Annotated in this window: 16 protein-coding genes; all 16 read left to right on the forward strand. The window is 66.9% G+C overall.

Annotation, left to right across the window (positions count from 1 at the left end; all coding sequences use genetic code 11):
- The first annotated feature begins 104 nt into the window (after window positions 1–104).
- The 16 genes from GU920_RS19290 (at window position 105) to GU920_RS03990 (ending at window position 14,898) form a co-directional block, all read left to right on the forward strand.
- Window positions 105–1,100, forward strand: a complete 996-nt coding sequence (locus tag GU920_RS19290; protein ID WP_201743963.1) for an HNH endonuclease — start codon at window positions 105–107, stop codon at window positions 1,098–1,100.
- A gap of 172 nt (window positions 1,101–1,272) precedes the next feature.
- Window positions 1,273–2,058: a transporter substrate-binding domain-containing protein gene (locus GU920_RS03920; protein ID WP_201744029.1), complete on the forward strand. Its 786-nt coding sequence runs from the start codon at window positions 1,273–1,275 to the stop codon at window positions 2,056–2,058.
- A 52-nt stretch (window positions 2,059–2,110) separates the two neighbouring features.
- The gene (locus tag GU920_RS03925; RefSeq protein WP_161765643.1) at window positions 2,111–2,908 is read left to right on the forward strand and encodes an amino acid ABC transporter permease; all 798 of its coding nucleotides are present in this window, start codon (window positions 2,111–2,113) and stop codon (window positions 2,906–2,908) included.
- Between the two features lie 157 nt (window positions 2,909–3,065).
- A complete protein-coding gene (locus tag GU920_RS03930; protein WP_161765644.1) occupies window positions 3,066–5,084 on the forward strand; it encodes a M3 family metallopeptidase in 2,019 nt (672 codons plus the stop codon).
- Complete coding sequence (locus GU920_RS03935) at window positions 5,084–5,644, forward strand: isochorismatase family protein (protein ID WP_161765645.1); 561 nt, start codon at window positions 5,084–5,086, stop codon at window positions 5,642–5,644. Before GU920_RS03930 ends, GU920_RS03935 begins: the two co-directional genes overlap by 1 nt.
- A 57-nt stretch (window positions 5,645–5,701) precedes the next feature.
- Complete coding sequence (locus GU920_RS03940; protein WP_161765646.1) at window positions 5,702–6,568, forward strand: branched-chain amino acid aminotransferase; 867 nt, start codon at window positions 5,702–5,704, stop codon at window positions 6,566–6,568.
- A 169-nt stretch (window positions 6,569–6,737) separates the two neighbouring features.
- A complete protein-coding gene (locus GU920_RS03945; protein WP_161765647.1) occupies window positions 6,738–7,193 on the forward strand; it encodes a universal stress protein in 456 nt (151 codons plus the stop codon).
- Between the two features lie 81 nt (window positions 7,194–7,274).
- Window positions 7,275–7,436, forward strand: coding sequence for a hypothetical protein (locus tag GU920_RS03950; protein ID WP_161765648.1), 162 nt, complete (start codon window positions 7,275–7,277; stop codon window positions 7,434–7,436).
- 92 nt (window positions 7,437–7,528) lie between these two features.
- A complete protein-coding gene (locus GU920_RS03955; RefSeq protein ID WP_161765649.1) occupies window positions 7,529–8,089 on the forward strand; it encodes a NifU family protein in 561 nt (186 codons plus the stop codon).
- Window positions 8,079–8,726 carry a tRNA (adenosine(37)-N6)-threonylcarbamoyltransferase complex dimerization subunit type 1 TsaB gene (tsaB, locus tag GU920_RS03960; protein ID WP_161765650.1) on the forward strand — a complete coding sequence of 216 codons (648 nt, stop codon included), beginning with the start codon at window positions 8,079–8,081 and terminating at the stop codon, window positions 8,724–8,726. Before GU920_RS03955 ends, tsaB begins: the two co-directional genes overlap by 11 nt.
- Window positions 8,723–9,136: a GNAT family N-acetyltransferase gene (locus tag GU920_RS03965; protein ID WP_161765651.1), complete on the forward strand. Its 414-nt coding sequence runs from the start codon at window positions 8,723–8,725 to the stop codon at window positions 9,134–9,136. The genes tsaB and GU920_RS03965 overlap by 4 nt, the downstream gene beginning before the upstream one ends.
- A 224-nt stretch (window positions 9,137–9,360) precedes the next feature.
- Entirely contained in the window at window positions 9,361–10,356 is a 996-nt protein-coding gene (locus tag GU920_RS03970) for a BMP family lipoprotein (protein WP_161765652.1), read from the forward strand.
- 103 nt (window positions 10,357–10,459) lie between these two features.
- A complete protein-coding gene (locus GU920_RS03975; protein WP_161765653.1) occupies window positions 10,460–12,022 on the forward strand; it encodes an ABC transporter ATP-binding protein in 1,563 nt (520 codons plus the stop codon).
- Entirely contained in the window at window positions 12,022–13,128 is a 1,107-nt protein-coding gene (locus tag GU920_RS03980; protein WP_161765654.1) for an ABC transporter permease, read from the forward strand. The genes GU920_RS03975 and GU920_RS03980 overlap by 1 nt, the downstream gene beginning before the upstream one ends.
- Window positions 13,128–14,096, forward strand: a complete 969-nt coding sequence (locus GU920_RS03985; RefSeq protein ID WP_161765655.1) for an ABC transporter permease — start codon at window positions 13,128–13,130, stop codon at window positions 14,094–14,096. The genes GU920_RS03980 and GU920_RS03985 overlap by 1 nt, the downstream gene beginning before the upstream one ends.
- On the forward strand, window positions 14,080–14,898 hold the full coding sequence (locus GU920_RS03990) for a purine-nucleoside phosphorylase (protein WP_161765656.1): 819 nt from the start codon (window positions 14,080–14,082) through the stop codon (window positions 14,896–14,898). Before GU920_RS03985 ends, GU920_RS03990 begins: the two co-directional genes overlap by 17 nt.
- Window positions 14,899–14,928 lie beyond the last annotated feature (30 nt).

Consider the following 14,928-nt stretch of genomic DNA (forward strand, 5'->3'; position numbering starts at 1 on the left):
AACCATGACGCTGGGGCCGTGCGGCCCACCCCGGGATGCGGGCGTGTAAACGAAATCTTAAGCTAAACGAAGTCTCAATCCCCGTTCGGAGCGGGGTAGGGCGGATGGGCGAGACCTTTGTCGAGATGCTGCGCAGGGCGGGGCTTGATCCGAAGCGGGTCAAGCTGCTGCGCCATGATGCGCGGGGGTTGGCGGCGTGGCTGGAAAGCCCGGACCATTTCCTGAGTTTCGCGTCGATCCAGTCGGCAGGGAATTCGCCGTTCCGCCAGAACCCGGAACAGGTGGCGCATTTCCTGCCCGGGCCGCGCCTGCCCGGGGCGGGATTCTCCGCGCGGTTCGTGGGGGTGACGCAGTTGCACGGGCGGTGGACCTGGGACGGGCTGCGCCTGCCGCGCGTCTGGCTGCGGGATTATCGCATCGCGGGTGAGGCGGCAGAGGCGGCGGATCAGTCTTGGCTGGATGTCTTGCGCGATGAGGTGGGGCGGCTGGATGTGGATTGGGGGCCAGCGCCGCGGGCGTGGCATCAGAGGGCAACCGGATCGCCCAAGCGGGTGATCGGGCGCGGGACAGTGGCAGAGATCGCGGACTGGGGCCGGGACAGCGGGCCAGTATCCCCGCAGCGCGGGGCGGGCCATGCGTTCGCGCGGGAGGAACGGCGCCTGTCCCGCATGATCGCGGAGGCGCCCATGGTGATGGAGCGGACCTTTGCCGAATTCCGCATGGGGATGATCCGGCAGAGGCCGGATCAGGGGCGGTTCCGGGCGGGGCTGCTGGCGCGGCACGGGGCGCGCTGCTGCATGACGGGCTGCGCGGTGGCCGAGGCGCTGGAGGCTGCGCATATCATCCCCTTTGCCGAGACGGAACGAGACCGGGATTCGGCGGCGAACGGCTTGCTGCTGCGGCGGGATGTGCATCGGCTGTTCGATCTGGGGCTGATCTCGGTCGAGCCGGAGGCGGGGGCGATCTGGGTGGCGCCCGATCTGCGGGCGTCGGACTATGGCGCACTGCATGGGCGGGCGTTGCAGGCCGGGGTGGCGCGGGCCTGTCTGGCCGCGCATTACCGCCGCCGCGCGGGGGCCGTGCAGGGTGGGGCCGGGTAGGATTTACGCAGGGGTGCCGTTTGTCGCAGGCGCCTGCGCTTGGGTGAGAATTCACCCGTCAGGGGTGCGAAATCGGTGGCCCCTTCTCTGGACAGGATCGGGGCCGCGCCGCATAGTCTGCGGCCAGAATGATGAGCCAATGTGGAGAACACCGATGACGGTGAAATCGTGGATGGCGGGGTGGACGGTGGGGCTGACCTTGGCCCTTGGCCTGACGGCGCCCGGCTTTGCGCAGGACCTGCCGGATCTGGGCGGGCGCGAGGTCGTGGTGGTGACGGAGAACGCCTATCCGCCGCTGCAGTTTCTGGACCAGGACGGCGCGGCGATCGGCTGGGAATATGATGCCATGGCCGAGATTGCCAAGCGGCTGAACATCACGGTGCGGTACGAGACGATCTCTTGGGATGCGATGATCCCGGCCGTGTCGGAAGGGCAGTTCGACATGGGCATGACCGGGATCACGATCCGGGACGACCGCAAGGAAGCGGTGGATTTCAGCGATCCCTACATGCGGTCGGAAATGCTGATGATGGTGCGCAGCGACGAGACGCGCTTCACCGATGCGGCAAGCTTTGCCGCCGATCCCGAATTGCTGATGGCGGCGCAGCCGGGGACGACGCCCTTTTATGTGGGCGTCTATGAGGTGCTGGACGGCAATGAAGAAAACGCGCGGATCGTGAAATTCGAAACCTTCGGCGCGGGGCTGGAGGCGCTGCGGACGGGCGATGTGGATCTGGTCCTGTCGGACAGCACGGCGGCGAATGGCTATGTGAACGGGTCGAACGGCGCGTTGAAGATCATCAGCGCGCCGCTGGGGGCCGAGGATTTCGGCTTCATCTTCCCCAAGGGTTCGGATCTGGTGGCGCCGATGAATGCCGCGATCGCCAGCCTGAAGGCGGATGGCACGCTGGAGGCGCTGAACACCAAATGGTTCCTAGACTACAAGATGGGCGAATGATCCTGACTGTTGCTGAGACGGGGGCCCCGGCGACGATGCCGGGGCCTTTCGCATGATACCGAACCCCGGGCCGGAGAAGGATTTTCCGTGGTGGCTTCTGCTCGTGGTCGGGCTGGGGCTGTGGCTGTTTTACGAAGTGCTGGCCAATGCCGATTATGCGGCGGTGTTGGCGACGCTGTCGAAGGGCGTGGTCATCACGGTGACGGTGTCGGTGGTGGCCTATGCGGGGGCCTGCCTGCTGGGGCTGGCGCTGGCGGTGGGGTGCCTGTCGCGGTTTCTGATCCTGCGGCAGGTTTGCCGGTTCTATATCGAGGTGATGCGGGGCATCCCGATCATCGTGCTGCTGCTTTACGTGGCCTTTGTCCTGTCGCCGCTGGTGGTGGCGGGCTGGAATGCGGTGGCGGAGCCTTTGGGGTTCGATCCGCTGCGGACGCGGGATTTCCCGCTGCTGTGGCGGGCGGTGCTGGCGCTTGTGCTGGCCTATGCGGCCTTTCTGGCCGAGATCTTTCGCGCCGGGCTGCAGGCGGTGGACGAGGGGCAGGTGGAGGCGGCAAAGGCGCTGGGCCTGAACGGGTGGCAGAGGTTCCGCCATATCACCTTCCCGCAGGCGTTCCGCATGATCCTGCCGCCTCTGGGCAATGATTTCGTGGCGATGGTGAAGGACAGCTCGCTGGTGAGCGTGCTGGGCGTGGGGGATATCACGCAACTGGCCAAGGTGACGGCGGCGGGGAATTTCAAGTATTTCGAGACCTACAACGTGGCGGCGCTGCTATATCTGACCATGACCATCGGGTTGAGCCTGCTGATGCGGCGGCTGGAGCGGCGGCTGAAGGCGCGGATGGAACGCTAGGCGGAACACTGAGCGGAACATCGGGCAGAACCGGGGGCCAGCCCCCGGACCCCCGGGGTATTTTTGCCAAGATGAAGCCCGAAGGCACAGTTTGGAGAGAGGGGTGGACGCGGCCCCCTGCCCTGCCTAGCTTTGGGGCCAAAGGAGACATTATCGCATGACCAATCCCCTGCTTGCCCCCTGGACCGCCGAGTTTGGCCTGCCGCCCTTTGCCGCGATCCGGGACGCGGATTTCGGCCCGGCCTTCGAGGTGGCGCTGTCCGAGGCGCGGGCGGCGATTGCCGGGATCGCGGATCAGGCCGCGGCGCCCACCTATGCCAACACGATCGCCGCGCTGGAATTGGCCGAGGGGGCGTTGGACCGGGTGTCGGGGGTGTTCTACAATCTGGCGGGGGCCGACAGCACCGAGGCGCGCGAGGCGCTGATGCGGGAACTGGCGCCGAAGATGAGCGCCTTTGCATCCGAGATCACGAACAACAAGCGGCTGTTTGCGCGGATCGAGGCGCTGTGGGCGGCGCGCGATGGGTTGGGGCTGGAGCCCGAGGAGATGCGGGTACTGACGCTCTACCGGCGGATGTTCGTGCGGTCGGGCGCCGAGCTGGAGGGCGCGGCGGCGGCGCGGCTGACGGAGGTGAAGGCGCGGCTGGCGGTGCTGGGCACGCAGTTCGGGCAGAACCTGCTGGCCGATGAGCGGGCGTGGTTCATGCAGCTGGCCGAGGAGGATCTGGAGGGGCTGCCGGATTTCGTGGTGGATGCCGCGCGGGCGGCGGGGCGCGAGCGGGGGCAGAACGGCCCGGTGCTGACGCTGAGCCGATCACTGATCGTGCCGTTCCTGCAATTCTCGCCCCGGCGCGATCTGCGGCGGGTGGCCTATGAGGCCTGGGTCGCGCGGGGCGCCAATGGCGGTGAGACGGATAACCGTGCGGTAGCGGCCGAGATCCTTGCGCTGCGGGAGGAGCGGGCGAAGCTGCTGGGCTATCCCAGTTTCGCGGCCTTCAAGCTGGAGCCCGAGATGGCCAAGACGCCGGAGGCGGTGCGCGACCTGCTGATGCGGGTCTGGGCGCCGGCGAAGCGGAAGGCGGCGGCGGATGCGGGCGCGCTGGAGGGGATGCTGCGGGCGGATGGCATCGCCGGGCCCCTGGAGCCGTGGGACTGGCGCTATTATTCCGAGAAGCGGCGCATGGCGGAGCATGATCTGGATGAGGCGGCGCTGAAGCCTTACCTCGGGCTTGAGGCGATGCTGGGGGCGATGTTCGGCTGTGCCAGCCGCCTGTTCGGGCTGGAGTTCCGCGAGATTGCCGGGCCGTTCTACCACCCGGACGTGCGGGGATGGGAGGTGACGCGGGCCGGGCGGCATGTGGCCGTTTTCTTGGGCGATTATTTCGCGCGTGCGTCGAAACGGTCGGGCGCGTGGTGTTCGGCGATGCGGTCGCAGCGCAAGCTGGGCGGCGAGCAACGGCCCATCGTGGTGAATGTGTGCAACTTCGCCAAGGGCGAGCCTGCGCTTCTGTCCTGGGATGACGCGCGGACGCTGTTTCATGAGTTCGGCCACGCGCTGCATCAGATGCTGTCGGATGTGACGCATGGGTTCATCTCGGGCACCAGCGTGGCGCGGGATTTCGTGGAACTGCCGAGCCAGCTTTATGAGCACTGGCTGGAGGTGCCTGCCGTGCTGGAGAAATATGCCCGGCACTGGCAGACCGGCGCGCCGATGCCCGTGGATATGCGGACGCGGCTCTTGACGGCGGGGACCTATGATCAGGGTTTCGCCACGGTGGAATTCGTGGCCTCTGCCCTTGTCGATCTGGCCTTCCACGAGGGGGCGGCGCCCGCCGATCCGATGGCCATGCAGGATGAGGTGCTGGAGGGGCTGGGGATGCCGCGCGCGATCCGGATGCGGCATGCGACCCCGCATTTCGCCCATGTGTTTTCCGGCGATGGGTATTCGGCGGGGTATTATTCCTACATGTGGTCGGAGGTGATGGATGCCGATGCCTTCGCCGCCTTCGAGGAAGCGGGAGATCCGTTCCACCCGGAGGTCGCGGCGCGGCTGGAGCGCCATATCCTGAGCGCGGGCGGATCGGAGGAGGCGGAGGTCCTGTATACCCGCTTTCGGGGCCGGATGCCGGGGGTGGAGGCGCTGCTGAAGGGCCGGGGGCTATTGGAGGTGGCGTGATGGCCGAGGGTGCGGCGCTGCTCATCATCGACATGCAGCGCGAGATGGAGCGGCGGATCGCGGCGGGGCGGGATTGCGTGAACCCGGAGGCGCCGGATCGGATCCTGCGATTGGCCGCCGCCTTCCGGCATGCCGGGCGGCCCGTGGTGCATGTGCGCCACGCATCGGATCAGGCGGGGGCGGCGCTGCATCCCGAAAGCCCGTTCTATCCGCCGATGGCCTGCGCCGAGGCAGAGGCGGGCGAGGCTGTGTTCGTGAAGGCGGGGTCTTCGGGTTTTGTCGGCACGGGGCTCGAGGCGCATCTGCGGGCGCGGGGGATCGGCGCGCTGGTCGTTGTGGGCGCGGTGGCCGGGTTCTGCGTGAACACGACGGTGCGGGGCGGGGCGGATCTCGGTTTCGCCATGACGGTGGTGCGGGATGCGGTCATCGGGTTCGACCTGCCCGAGGCGGGGTTGTCCGCGCGCGTGATCTTTGACGTGACGATGGCGCATCTGGCGGCGGATTTCGCGGATCTGGCGGATGCGGCAGAGGTGATGGCGCGGCTGCCCGTGCTGGCGTGAGGTCTGGCATCTGCCGGGGCGGGATGGTTTAGTCGGCCCCGCAGAACGGAGGCAGGCATGACCATCGGCACCAATATCCGCACCTATTTCGAAGGGCGCTGGCATGACGGCGACATCGCCGTGATGCGCGCCGCCGATCACGGGATCTGGCAGGGGTCATCCGTGTTCGACGGGGCGCGGATGTTTGACGGCCGGGTGCCGGATCTGGCGCGCCATTGCGCGCGGGTGAATGAAAGCGCGCGGGCGCTGATGATCACGCCGACGATGGCGGCGGATGAGATGGAGGCGCTGATCCGCGAGGGGTTGCGCGCCTATGCCCCGGGCGCGGCGGTCTATATCCGGCCGATGTACTGGGCGATCGACGGGTCCGATCTGGGCGTCGCCCCGGCCGAGGGGAAGACGGGCTTTGCCATATCGCTCGAACAGGTGGCGATGCCGCCTGCGAATTTCCAGACGACGGTAACGCGGACGCGGTTCCGCCGCCCGGTGCTGGAGGACAATGTCTGCAACGCCAAGGCGGGGTGTCTGTACCCCAACAACGCGCGGATGCTGGTGGAGGCCAAGGCGAAGGGCTTTGGCAATGCGCTGGTGGCCGATGCGATGGGCAATCTGGCCGAAAGTGCCACGGCGAATGTGTTTCTGGTGAAGGATGGCGCGCTGTTCACGCCCATCCCCAACGGGACCTTCCTTGCTGGGATCACGCGGGCGCGCCATATCGCCAATGCCCGGGCGGCGGGGATCGAGGTGCATGAAACCGTGCTGACCTTTGACGATGCCCACCGAGCGGATGAAGTGTTCCTGTCGGGGAATTTCGCCAAGGTCACGTCGGTGCGCGCCTTTGACGGAACAGAATACCGCACGCGCGCGGTGACCGAGCGGATGCGCGGGCTGTACATGGATTGGGCGGCGTCGCAGGGGCTGTGAGGGGGGCGAAATCTGACGCAGATTTCGCGACGGAATTTGACGCAAATTCCGTGTCCCGACGGTGGAGGTCCGGAGTTTGCGTCAAACTCCGGCGCGGTTTCTGCTACAGAAACCGCTCCCTTGCGCGGGGCTTGGGGCGCGGCCTATGATCGGGGTCTGGGGGTAGAATATGCGGAAATTCCTCGTCATTCTGGATGACACGCGCGAATGTCTGAACGCGATGCGCTTTGCCGCGCTGCGGGCGGCGCATACCGGCGGGGGGGTGACGATCCTGTCGATCATCCCGCCGGAAGAGTTCCAGCACTGGATGGGTGTCGCCGATCTGATGCGGGCCGAGGCGCGCGAGCGGATCGAGGCGCATTTCGAGGTCTTTGCCAAATGGATGCGTGACCGGCAGGGGATCAACCCGGAGCTGGTGATCCGCGAGGGGGATCCGGTGACGGAGATTCTGGCGCAGGTGAAGGAGGATGCCGAGATCGGGGTGCTCGTGCTTGGTGCGGGGACCGAGAAATCAGGGCCGGGGCCGCTGGTCACGCAGATGAGCCGGAATTCCGGGAACCTGCCCATCCCGATCACCATCGTTCCGGGCGACATGTCGAAGGAACGGCTGGAGGCCATCACCTGAGAATGCTGCACTGCAGCGAGAATCGGTGACAAGGGCGCGCCTCTTTGCCATCATGGCGGGCGGGAGGACTGAACACGGAGCATGACCATGCGCCCTGTCTCGCCTTTGCCGAGCCGCGTCGTCACGACGCGCCCCTATCCGATCGCCCTGCCTGCGCCGCTGCGCCAACTGATGCGGCGGGCCACCCATCCGCTGCGCTGCCGTGCGGTGCTGGCGCAGATGTATGCGTATTGGGGGCCGTGAAGCCGGATTAGAACAGTTCCAAACTTGACACTGCCGGGGCCAAGGCGCATATCCGATAGGAATTGTCGGACAAGCCCCCCGGAGGTGGCACCATGTTCATCCAGACCGAATCCACCCCCAATCCTGCAACGCTGAAATTCCTGCCGGGCCAGACCGTGCTGGAACTGGGCACGGCGGATTTTCCCAGCGCGGAAGCGGCGCAGAAGTCGCCGCTGGCCCGGCGCATCTTTGCCACCGGCGGGGTGGCGGGCGTGTTCTTCGGCACCGATTTCGTGACGGTGACCAAGGTCGAAGGGGTGGAATGGGATCATGTGAAGCCCGCCATCCTGGGTGCGATCATGGAGCACTACCAATCCGGCGCGGCGGTGATCGAGGGCGAAGGCGCGGCGGGCGGCCATGCCGAGCACACCGGCGAAGATGGCGATATCGTGCGCCAGATCAAGGAGTTGCTGGATACCCGCGTGCGGCCTGCCGTAGCGCAGGATGGCGGGGACATCACGTTTCACGGCTTTGACCGGGGCGTGGTCTACCTGCACATGCAGGGCGCCTGCGCGGGCTGCCCGTCCAGCACGCTGACGCTGAAGATGGGGATCGAGAACCTGTTGCGTCACTACATCCCCGAGGTGCTGGAGGTCCGGCCTGTTGCGGCCTGATCCTGTCATCCTTGGGTTTGACACATCGGCCGCGCATTGCGCGGCCGCTTTGCTGTCGGGCGGCCGGATCGTCGCGGAACGGTTCGAGGCGATGGAGAAGGGCCAGGCAGAGCGTCTGATGCCGATGCTGGAGGCCGTGCTGGCCGAGGCTGGGATGGCCTGGGCCGACCTGACAGCCGTGGCGGTGGGCACGGGGCCGGGGAATTTCACGGGTGTGCGCATCGCGGTGGCGGCGGCGCGGGGGTTGGCGCTGTCGCTCCATGTGCCAGCCATCGGCGTGACGCGTTTGGAGGCGCTGGCCCATGGCCTGCCGCGCCCGGTGACGGTGATCGAGGATGCGCGGCGGGGCGAGGTCTATGTGCAGGCCTTTACATCGGATGGGGCGGGGGAGGCGGCCCTGTGTAGGATGGGCGATATCGCCCATCCTACGGGCGCGGTGACGGGATCGGCGGCGGGCGCGGGGGCGCTGCCCCCGGCGCTGCCGCTGCATCATGCCATCGTGCGGATCGCGGCAGGGCGGCAGGGGGGGCGTCAGGAGGGGCGGCAGGGCGGGGCGCTGCCGCGCCCTGCCCCGTTCTATCTGCGGGGTGCCGATGCGGCGCCGCCCGCCGATCCGCCCCCAGTCATCCTGCCATGACGCCTGAGGCGCTGGCCGCGCTGCATGCGCGGTGCTTCACCACGCCGCGCCCTTGGGCGGCGGCGGAGTTTGCGGCGCTGCTTGCCGATCCGCTTGCCTTCCTGCTGGTTGAGGGGGATGCGGGGTTTCTTCTGGGCCGTGCGGTGGCGGGCGAGGCGGAATTGCTGACCCTCGCTGTCGCGCCAGAGGCGCGGCGGCGCGGTCTGGGGCGCAAGCTGGTGGCGCGATTCCTGTATCAGGCACGGCTGCGGGCGTCGCAGCAGGCCTTTCTTGAGGTGGCGGCGGGCAACGCGGCCGCGCTGCGGCTGTATCAGTCGGCGGGATTTGTCGAATCCGGGCGGCGGCGGGGCTATTACGCGGGGCCTGACGGGCAGCGCAGCGATGCGCTGGTACTGACGCGCGCGTTGTAGCGCAGGGGCGATCCGGCAGGACCCCGCATTTCCGCGACGTCAGCCGCCAGAATTTTGATCGGAAGATAAAATCCGGCATCCCGCCCTCGCAAAGAGGTGTTGACCCGGTTTCGGGAATCCGCCCTAAACTAGCGCGATGTGTCCCGGACCCCGGGCAAGGCGGGCCTTGTCAAAGGGGTAAGCGGCGGCCAGAAACGACCCATAACGACAACCGGGAGATTACGATGACCCTGATGAAGCATTTCCTCGGCGCGGCGGCCACGCTGGCGCTGACGGCGGGCGCAGTTGCGGCCGAGCCGGCCATCATCTTCGACCTTGGCGGCAAGTTCGACAAATCCTTCAACGAGGCGGCCTTCAACGGGGCCGAGCGCTGGGCGCAGGAGACGGGCGGCACCTACAAGGAGCTGGAGATGCAGGACGAGGCCCAGCGCGAACAGGCGCTGCGCCGTCTGGCCGAGGCGGGTTCGAACCCGGTGGTGATGACGGGCTTTGCCTTTGGCGACGTGCTGGCCAAGGTCGCGCCGGATTTCCCCGACACCAAGTTCGCGATCATCGACATGGTGGTGGAACAGCCCAACGTGAAATCCGTCGTGTTCAACGAACATGAAGGGTCCTATCTCGTGGGCATGATGGCGGCGCTGGCGTCGAAGACCGGGACGGTGGGCTTCATCGGCGGGATGGACATTCCGCTGATCCGCAAGTTCGGCTGCGGCTATGCGCAGGGCGTGAAGGCCGTGAATCCGGATGCGACGATCGTGCTGAACATGACCGGCACCACGCCGGCGGCGTGGAACGATCCGGTGAAGGGCGCGGAACTGGCAAAGGGCCAGAAGGCCCAAGGCGCGGACGTGATCTATGCCGCCGCGGGCGGCACGGGCGTGGGCGTGCTGCAGGCGGCGGCCGACGAGGGCATCCTGTCGATCGGCGTGGACAGCAACCAGAACTACATGCACCCCGGTTCGGTCCTGACCTCCATGCTCAAGCGCGTGGACAACGCGGTGTATGAGGCCTTCAAGGAAGGCGAAGCCCTGACCCCCGGCATCAACGTGATGGGTCTGGCCAATGACGGCGTGGGCTATGCGATGGATGAGAACAACGCATCCCTCGTGACGGCCGAGATGCAGGCCACGGTGGATGCGGCGGCCGAGAAGATCAAGGCGGGCGAGATTGTCGTGCATGACTACATGTCCGACAACACCTGCCCGGCGGCGACGTTCTGATCGGCTGATCTGACAGGAAGGGATGCCGCGCCAAGCGATTGGCGCGGCATCTTTGCAAGCACCGACCCCGCAGCAAGACGGGCGAGGGAACAGGGGAATCGTCATGGCGTCAGTTGGGGCGGATGCGCGTTACGCCATCGAATTGAAGGGCATTTCCAAGGCCTTCGGTCCGGTGCAGGCCAACAAGGACATCCACATTGCCGTGCCCAAGGGCACGATCCACGGGATCATCGGCGAGAACGGGGCGGGGAAATCCACCCTGATGTCGATCCTTTACGGGTTCTACCGCGCCGATTCGGGCGAGATCTTCATCAATGGCAAGCCGACCGCCATCCCCGACAGCCAGAGCGCGATCCGTGCCGGGATCGGGATGGTGTTTCAGCACTTCAAGCTGGTGCAGAATTTCACCGTGCTGGAGAATGTGGTCCTCGGCGCGGAAGAGGGGGCGCTTCTGGCAGGGTCGCTGTCGAAGGCGCGGCGTGTGCTGACGGACCTTTCCCGCGAATATGAGCTGGACGTGGACCCGGACGCGGTGATCGAGGATCTGTCGGTGGGCCACCAGCAGCGGGTGGAGATCCTGAAGGCGCTGTACCGGCAGGCGGATATCCTGATCCTTGATGAACCCACGGGCGTGCTGACCCCCGCTGAGGCGGACCATCTGTTCCGCATCCTGAAAGGGCTGCGCGATCAGGGCAAGACGGTGATCCTGATCACCCACAAGCTGCGCGAGATCATGGAGACCACCGACAATGTGAGCGTGATGCGGCGCGGCACGATGGTGGGAACGGTCAAGACGAGCGAGAGCAGCCCCGAGGAACTGGCCGAGCTGATGGTGGGGCGCAAGGTCCTGCTGGAGGTGGAAAAGGCGCCAGCGACGCCGGGCGCGGTGGTGCTGAAGGTAGACGATCTGCGTGTCAGGGATGAGCATGGGGTGGAGCGCCTGAAGGGCGTGAGCTTCGAGATCCGGGCGGGCGAGATCCTTGGCATCGCGGGCGTGGCCGGGAACGGGCAGTCGGAACTGCTGGAGGCCTTGGGGGGCATCGCCGCCGCCACGGGGCGGATCACGCTGAACGGGGCGGAGTTGCCCCTGTCGGGCGCAGGGGCGGATGGGCGGTCGCGGCGCAAGGCGGGCATCGCCCATGTACCCGAGGACCGGCAGGCGCTGGGCCTGATCATGGATTTCGCGGCGTGGGAGAATGTGGCCTTCGGCTATCACGACGCGCCGGAATATCAGAAGAACGCCCTGTTCATGGACAATGACGCGCTGCGCGCGGATACCGAGCGGAAGATGGCCACCTTCGACGTGCGCCCGCCGATCCCCACGCTGGCGGCCAAGAATTTCTCGGGCGGGAACCAGCAGAAGATCGTGGTCGCGCGCGAGATCGAGCGGAACCCCGACCTGCTCTTGATCGGCCAGCCGACGCGGGGCGTGGATATCGGGGCGATCGAGTTCATCCACAAGCAGATCGTGGCCCTGCGCGATCAGGGCAAGGCGATCTTGCTGGTGTCGGTCGAACTGGACGAGATCCGCAGTCTTTCGGATCGGGTGGCGGTGATGTTCGACGGGCGCATCATGGGCCTGCGCGACCCCGAGACGACGGATGAGCGGGAGTTGGGCCTGCTGATGGCGGGGATCGCCGAGGGCAGCAAGGGGGAGGCCGCGTGATGGAACGCTTGCCGAGATGGGCCGATGTGGCCCTTGTGCCGCTGGTGAGCCTTTTGCTGGCCGCCGTGATCGCCGCGCTGGTGATCCTTGCGATCGGGCAGGACCCGTGGGAGGCCATCACGGTGATGGTCCAGGGGTCGATCATGGACAGCTATGGCTGGGGCTATACGCTATATTACGCGACCAGCTTCATCTTTACCGGGCTGGCCGTGACCGTGGCGTTCCATGCCAGCCTCTTCAACATCGGGGGGGAGGGGCAGGCGCAACTGGGCGGGCTTGGCGTGGCGCTGTGCTGCCTGTTCCTGCCGTGGCCGCATTGGACGCTGGCGCTGATCGGGGCCACCTGCGCGGCGGCTCTGTTCGGGGCGGCCTGGGCGGCGATCCCGGCCTATCTGCAGGCGCGGCGGGGCAGCCATATCGTGATCACCACGATCATGTTCAACTATATCGCGGCGGCGCTTCTGATCTTCCTGCTGGTGGATGTGCTGCGCCCGGCCGGGCAGATGGACCCGGCGACGGCGAACTTCCCTGAAGCCACGCGCCTGCCCACGCTGAACGAGCTACCCGTATTCAACCTGTTCTTCACCTCGAACGTGCCGGCCAATGTGACGCTGCTGATCGCGCTGGGCATGGCGGTGGTGGTGTGGCTGCTGTTGTGGCGCACGCGGCTGGGCTATGCGATCCGCGCCTTCGGCAAATCCGAGGCGGCGGCCAGATATGCCGGGATCAGCCCCTTCACCATCATCATGGTGGCGATGCTGATTTCCGGCGGGCTGGCGGGCATGATGGCCATCAACAACGTGATGGGCGAGGCGGAGCGGCTTCTGCAGAATTCGGCCTCGGGGGCCGGGTTCATCGGGATCGCGGTTGCGCTGATGGGGCGGAACCATCCGGTGGGGGTGGTGCTGGCGGCGCTCTTGTTCGGGTTCCTGTTTCAGGGGGGCGCGGAACTGGGCCTGTGGACGAAGATCCCCATCGAGATGCGGACGGTGGTGCAGGGTCTGGTGATCCTGTTCACCGGGGCGCTGGATGTGATGGTGCGGATGCTGCTGACCCGGATCTTCAACCTGTTCCGGGCGGGCCGGATGGCGAAGGGGGCTGCGTGATGGATTACGCAACGCTTTTGCAACTGCTGGACACCACGCTGCGTCTGGCCACGCCGTTGCTGTTTGCCTGTCTGGCGGGGCTTTATTCGGAACGCGCGGGGATTTTCGACATCGGGCTGGAAGGCAAGATGCTGATGGCGGCGATGGCCTCGGCCTCGGTCGCGTTCCTGACGGGGTCGGTCTGGGTGGGATTGCTGGCCGGGATGCTGGCGTCGCTTCTGATGGCGGGGCTGCACGGGATCGCGTCGATCACCTTCCGGGGCAATCAGCTGATCTCGGGCGTGGCGCTGAATTTCGTGGCGTCGGGCATCACGGTGCTGATCGCGCAGCGGCTGTTCGGGCAAGGGGGGCGGACGCCACCCCTTGCGGGGGAGGCGCGGTTCTCTTCCATCACCCTGCCCTTTGCGGAAGAACTGCAGGGCGTGCCGGTGCTAGGGCCGCTGTATTACGAGGTGATCTCGGGCCATCCCCTGCTGGTTTATGTGGCGCTGGCGACGGTGCCGCTGACATGGTGGGTGCTGTACCGCACGCGGTTCGGGCTGCGGCTGCGGGCGGTGGGGGAAAACCCGGCGGCGGTGGATACGGCGGGGATTTCCGTTGTCGGCCTGCGCTTTGCCGCGGTGGCGATCACCGGCATCCTCTGCGGGTTGGCGGGCGCCTATATGGCGACCGCGCTGCAGGCCGGGTTCGGGCGCGAGATGACGGCAGGGCGGGGCTATATCGCGCTGGCGGCGCTGATCTTTGCCAAGTGGCGCCCGGTGGCGGCGCTGTGGGCCTGCCTTCTGTTCGGGTTCTTCCAAGCGCTGGCGCTGCGGCCCGACGTGGTAGAGGCGGTGGTGCAGGTGAAGGTGCCGGTGCCCTTCCTCGATGCGCTGCCCTATGTTCTGACCGTGCTGGTACTGGCGGGTTTCGTCGGCAAGGCCATTCCGCCGCGCGCAGGAGGCGAGCCCTATGTCAAGGAACGCTGAGGCCGATATTGCCGCGCTGGCCGATCTGGTGCGCGCCCGCGCGGGCGCGGCGCCGGTGCGGATGGGGCTGATCCTGGGGTCCGGGCTGGGGCATCTGGCGGGCGCGGTGGAGGGGGTGGCAATCCCTTACGCCGATCTGCCGGGATTTCCCCATGCGGGCGTGTCGGGGCATAACCCGAACCTTGTGATCGGTGATCTGGAAGGGGTGCGCGTGGCGGTGTTCGGCGCGCGCGAGCATTACTATGAGAACGGCAACCCGGCGGCGATGCGCCCGGCGCTGGAACTGCTGCGCGCGCTGGGGGCCGACAGCCTGATTGCCACCAATGCGGCGGGCAGCCTGCGGGCGGATATCGCGCCCGGCGATCTGATGCTGTTGTCGGATCACATCAACTTTTCCGGGCTGAACCCCCTGATCGGGGAACGCACGGATGCGCGGTTCGTGCCGATGGGGGATGCTCATGACCCCACCCTGCGCGCGGCCCTGAAGGCCAGCGCCGAGGCAGAGGGCGTGGCCCTGCCCGAGGGCGTGTATGCGTGGTATTCCGGCCCGTCCTTCGAGACACCAGCCGAGATCCGCGCGATCCGCGTGCTGGGGGGCGATGCGGTGGGCATGTCCACCGTGCCGGAGGTGATCCTTGCGCGCTTCCTTGGCCTGCGGGTGGCGGCGATTTCCACCATCACCAACATGGCGGCGGGCCTGTCGGACGAGAAGATCAGCCACGAACACACCAAGGCCATGGCCCCCTTGGGTGCGGCAAAACTGGAACGGGTGCTGCGGCATTTCCTGCGACACATGGCCTAGGGCGGTGCGGGGTTTGACATCGCGGCCAAA

This window comes from Paragemmobacter ruber (assembly GCF_009908315.1).
In the GTDB taxonomy this organism is placed as follows: Bacteria; Pseudomonadota; Alphaproteobacteria; order Rhodobacterales; family Rhodobacteraceae; genus Paragemmobacter; species Paragemmobacter ruber.